Consider the following 5,677-nt stretch of genomic DNA (forward strand, 5'->3'; position numbering starts at 1 on the left):
AGTCATCAGCCCCGGTTTGCAATCCCTTTATCTTATCTTCATAAGAATCCTTTGCTGAAATAATAATGATACCTTCTTCCCTGTTGCGCTTCTTTATTTCTTCCAGTAACCTGATGCCATCGCCACCAGGTAACATAATATCCAGTAGTATGCATTCGTATTCAAACATGTCTATTTTTGCCAAAGCCTGTTGATAGGTGCCGGCATACTCACAGGTATAATTTTCGCCCGACAGATAAGAAATAATGCTTTGCGCCAGCTGTATCTCATCTTCTATGACCAGTAATTTCATGGCACTAAATTAGACTTCAATTCTGAATTAATTCTGAACTTTTGACTTGCCAACAGGAACTGATGGTGCGTGTAAACGCGTCAAATTACACTTTGGTTATTGCTAATTGGTTGTAAATAAATGAATTATGTATTTGTTTTTATACTTTAGGGAGATAGGAAACGGGTGCGCTGCCTGCATTACAGGAGCTGATTGCAGCTGAATCAGCCTGGTAGAACTTTTCCCGATCCGTCTGAGCCATACGCGTTGATTGGTCTTTCTTTGCAGAAAATTAATCTCGTTGAAACGTTTATACTTTATTCTCGCCCTTATTTTTATCAACCTTACTGTACTGGCACAGAATGGTGTTATCAAAGGAAAGATCAGTTCGGCCGACGGGCAGCCTGCAGCATTTGTAACTATCGGATTGAAAGATACTAAAAAGGGAACCCTTACCGATGAAGCGGGTTTGTTTATACTGAAGAATGTAAAACCCGGAAGCTATACGCTGGTGATCTCTTACACCGGTGCAAAAACATTGCACCAGGACGTAACCATTGGTGCAGATGAAGTAACTGCCGTGAATATTGCACTGGAGGCCACTGCCAGCCAGTTAAACGAAGTAGTGGTAGACGGTACTAAAACAAGAACCATCAACAAAAGACCTGTAAGCATCGGGAAATTACCGGTACCTGTTATGGACCTGCCGCAAAGTGTGGCTATCATTGGTCATGAAGTACTGGAAGATCAGCAGGCGCAACGCCTCAGTGATGTGGTGAAGAATATAAATGGCGTGTACATGGCTTCTACAAGAGCAGGTACGCAGGAAACATTTAACGCGCGTGGTTACGGATTCTCCAGCACAAATACTTTTAAAAACGGCGCCCGTGTGAACTCTGGCGCTATGCCCGAAATGAGCTCCCTCGAAAGGGTGGAAGTGTTGAAAGGAAGCGCTGCTATCCTCTATGGTAACGTAGCTCCCGGCGCTATCATGAACATGGTAACAAAGCAACCTAAATTCAATTTCGGTGGGGAAGTAAATCTCCGTACCGGCAGTTACGGTTTGCTGAAACCCGCTTTTGATATTTATGGACCCTTGTCGTCTAAAATAGCGTACCGGGTAAACGGTACCTTTGAAACAGCAGACAGCTACCGCGACCAGGTGCATTCTAAACGCTATTACGTAAATCCATCCCTGTTGTTCAAACTGAGCGACCGCACGGAACTACTGGTGCAGGCGGATTACCTGAAACATGATTTTACTCCCGACTTTGGTACCGGTTCCATCGCCGATGTCGCCCTGATTAAAGTACCCCGTAATACTTTCTACGGCGCTCCCTGGCAGTATGCGCATACACAGCAAACCACTGCTTCCGCCAATATTAAACATAGGCTGAATAATAACTGGTCCGTTACCGGTAACATTGCTTACTCCAAATACTACCGCGACTACTATTCAATAGAAAGGATCCAGGCAAATCCAGACAGCACCTGGGCCCGTCCGCTGGGAAGGAACGCTACCAATGAAGACTACTACGCTGCGCAGGTGGATTTAAACGGTAAAGTAAGGACCGGCGCTGTAGAACATACTATCCTTGCCGGTGTGGACGCAGACAGGTATCTTACCGGTACCTATGCTTACGGAGTTCCGTCTATCAACAAAACAACAGGTATCTACGATATCATCAACGTATACGAACCCAATAAATTTCCACGCCGTACCGACATGCCGGCAGATACCCTGAAAACTGTGAGCAACGCGCCGGTTAACAGGTTAGGTGTGTACGTGCAGGACCTGGTCAGCATCTCTGAAAAGATCAAGGTAATGGCCGGAGTACGTTTCTCCTACCTGCAAACAGAAGCACCGGTTGTTTATGACTTCAAAGGTGGTAAAACACCAGGTGAGGCTAAGTATGATCATGCCTTTTCTCCCCGTTTAGGCGTGGTGTACAAGCCAATTGCCTCCACCGCTGTATTTGCCAGCTATTCCACTTCCTTCACGCCAAACAGCGGCCAGGATATATATGGAGAAAACCTGAAACCATCCAATATAGAGCAATATGAACTGGGTGTGAAGAATGATATCTTCAATGGCCGTTTATCCGTTAACGTTACAGCCTACCGTATCAGGAACAACAACTATGCACAGATGGCCGCGTTTCTGAAAGATGGTACCGCTAACACCTTTACCAATATAAAAACGCTGATAGGAGAAACCCTCAGCCAGGGCGTTGAACTGGATATTGCCGGTCACCCGCTGGAAGGCCTGGACATCATTGCCGGTTACAGCTATAACAACATGACCATCGAGAAAACACCAGGTCTGAAAGGAAGTTCCATGGAAGGGGAGCGCCTGGTAGGTAACCCCAATCATACTGCAAATGCCAGTGCGTTCTACACTTTACAGGAAACCAGGTTAAAGGGACTGAAGCTGGGCGCAGGATTTTACTACATAGGTCAGCGCTTTGCAGGCTGGAACAATACCATCGGGCAAACACAGCAATACAACAGGCTGATCTCCGTTCCGGGCTTCTCTACACTTGATCTGAGTGCGGGATATGCTTTCAAACGTTTTGCAGTAATGGGTAAGGTATCCAACGTTACCAATACTTACAGTTATTACGTACACGAAAACTATAGCATTAACCCGATACCTCCCACACAGTTTACAGGAACCGTGTCGTATAAGTTCTAGGCTTATATCTTACCATAAAATAAAAAATGCGAAAAGATTCTTACCGCATTTTTTATTTTATTCGATCCCTTCTGTTATTTTAGCTGAAACTTTTATTGATCCACGTAAGGCAACTACATTCAGGTCGGGCATGCCCGTAAGGCCCTGCTATGCAAGCCCTCATTATCAGAAATCTATGCAAATGATCAATTCACTTTTAAATGTACGCCGGCTGCTGCACGTATCAGCATGGCTGCTGCTGTTTATGCCCCGCATCGCCAATGCGCAGCAACCCGTTTTCGATGGAGGCAAGTCGGCCTGGCACGATGGATTTGACCGCTATGATTATATCATGGACGAACAAACGCTTGTTATTACGCCATATAAGGCGCCTGAAGGGGAGAACTATGGTGTGAAGGAGCCACCTCCCGGAAAGCGGCGATGTATCATTGTGGCGCCCCGGAAGGCTGCTGCCGGTAATCCCTGGTCGTGGCGCGGCTGTTATTGGGATCATCAGCCGCAATCGGAAGTGGAACTGCTGAAACGCGGCTTTCATATTGCCTATATTTCCGCAAGCGCCACACTTCGCCCGGGAAAGGAGTGGGATGCCTGGTACCGGTTCCTTGTGGAGAAAGGATTATCGCCCAAACCCTGCTTTACCGGCATGAGCAGGGGAGGAGAATTTGAATATACCTGGGCCACGGCTCATCCCGACAAGGTAACCTGTATCTATGCTGATAATCCCGCTGTTAATAAGGATATATTGATGAAGCTGGGTGCACTTGCCGGTAATAATGTACCGCTGTTGCATGTGTGTGGCAGTCTCGATCCGCTGTACCTTTCCGCAACGGCTGCCATAGAAGCAATATACCCGGCCTTTGGAGGGCGGATCTCCGTGGTGATCAAAGAGGGCGCCGCGCATCATCCGCATAGTTTACATAACCCGGCGCTAATAGCAGATTTTATGGAGCAAAGTGTAAAGGAAATACCGCCAACACCCCGTTTTATAGATGGCGCCTATACGCAGGGATGGTATACCAGCACTAAAGCGGAGTATAAATTTGTTGCCGCTGAAAATGCCTGGCTTACTTTCCGCGGGCCATTATTTACGGGGGGGTATCACCGTTATACTTTTCAGTTGCCAGGCGTGGAATCATTTATCACTGTCATTGCCCCTGAAAAATCGGCTGCGGGAACGCCCTGGGTGTTCCGCGCCACCTGGGTAAAGCCCGATGCGGCAGTGGATCAGGCCCTGCTGGCACGCGGTTATCATATTGTAACAGGGCCGGTTCCCTATAATTTTGATGGTCCCCAGCTCACTCAGTGGAACCTCGTGTACCAGCATTTAACAGGGAAGGGTTTTTCATCAAAGCCCGTTATTGAAGGCGAAGGCGCTGCAGCCGGTGAAGCCATTGCATGGGCAGCACAGCACCCGGGCAATGTAGCTTGTATATATGCGGAGAACCCTGTGCTGAAAACAGTTGCCATGTCTGATGTACAGCCACTTGATCAACTGGCGCCGCTGGCAAAGGCCGGTGTTCCCATTATGCTGGTGGCCGGCAGTAACGATCCGGCATTAAGTGATAATACCCGTACCGCAGAAAAGCGTTACCGTCAGGCAGGTGGAAAAATAATGGTTATTGAACGCAGGAATGAAGCACATTTTCTATTGCAGCAGGATGCTGCTGCAGCGGTTCGTTTCATAACTGCAGCTACTCATACAGAAGCGAAGTAAACTATTATGCCTGTAACGCCATCCGTTGTTTGTACGGATGGCGCTGTATTTTAAGAAAGCGCTCAAACAATTTTGCCCTTCGGTTGTTCAGTAAGAAATCTTTGTAGCTCAATCGCTATCATTTGCTAACTTATTAATGAACAGAATTATGACCAGGGTAATTCTCACAGGCATAATCTTTTTATGCATCAGCCAGTTATTGTTTGCCCAGGATGCCAACTATTGGTCAGACGGTTATGGACCCGGGGGCTTTTTTACACCGGGTGCTGTGATAGCAAATAACAAAGACAGTGGTGTGCTGTTTTATAATCCTGCATTGCAGGCGCTTACAAAGAGGAAAACCGCTTCTATTTCCGGCACCGTTTACCAGGTGGAATCCATCAAAATGAAGAATGGAGCCGGCACCGGAAAGGATCTGCATTCACGTATCACTTCCAGCGTGCCGCAGATGTTGTCAGGTATCGTATCCATAGGGCGCAGGAAGCCTGTATATTTTGGTTATGCACTTACGCATACATCCGTGCTTAATTACAATGTGTCTCAACAACAAGATGCAAAGCTGGATGTAATAGAAGGGAGTGGTAGTCCGGGATTGGAATATTATGTAGGTCAGTATAATTTTCAAAACCTCACAAGAGAAACATCGGCGCTCATCAGTACAGGGTTTCAGCTTTCCAGCCGTTGGGCAATCGGTTTTATGGCCGAAGGCCAGTCCCGTTCGCAGCATTACAGCGAGGCCTTCACCTCCCGCGCACTGGTAAACGATAGTACTTCCAGTATGCTGCCCCTTGCCAGCAATGAAGGTGCTTACCAGGTAGATTATCACCATATCGGTTTGAAATTAAAAATTGGGTTAAGTTATGAAGCGGGAAGGCATCATCTGGGGTTATTATTTTCATCTCCCCTTATTCATCTGAGTGGAAGCGGAACACTGTTGAGCAACAACGCTGTCGCAAACGTTCATTTTATTGACGGTGATCCGGTAAACCTGTTGGCC

General features: G+C 47.1%; 4 protein-coding genes. 3 read left to right on the forward strand and 1 reads right to left on the reverse strand.

Going from position 1 to position 5,677, the window contains the following annotated elements; genetic code table 11:
• A partial coding sequence (locus VN105_RS09630; protein ID WP_325640242.1) for a response regulator transcription factor occupies positions 1-292 on the reverse strand: 292 nt, incomplete at its 3' end.
• A gap of 280 nt (positions 293-572) precedes the next feature.
• On the opposite strand from VN105_RS09630, the gene VN105_RS09635 reads away from it, so the two are divergent.
• From VN105_RS09635 to VN105_RS09645, 3 genes are all read left to right on the forward strand, one after another.
• Entirely contained in the window at positions 573-2,966 is a 2,394-nt protein-coding gene (locus VN105_RS09635; protein ID WP_325640244.1) for a TonB-dependent receptor, read from the forward strand.
• Positions 2,967-3,147: 181 nt separating this feature from the next.
• A complete protein-coding gene (locus VN105_RS09640) occupies positions 3,148-4,680 on the forward strand; it encodes a hypothetical protein (RefSeq protein ID WP_325640246.1) in 1,533 nt (510 codons plus the stop codon).
• A 148-nt stretch (positions 4,681-4,828) separates the two neighbouring features.
• The coding region (locus VN105_RS09645) for a hypothetical protein (RefSeq protein ID WP_325640248.1) at positions 4,829-5,677 on the forward strand (849 nt) is incomplete at its 3' end.

Origin of the sequence: Chitinophaga sp. (assembly GCF_035564935.1) — a bacterium.
Taxonomy (GTDB): Bacteria; Bacteroidota; Bacteroidia; order Chitinophagales; family Chitinophagaceae; genus Chitinophaga.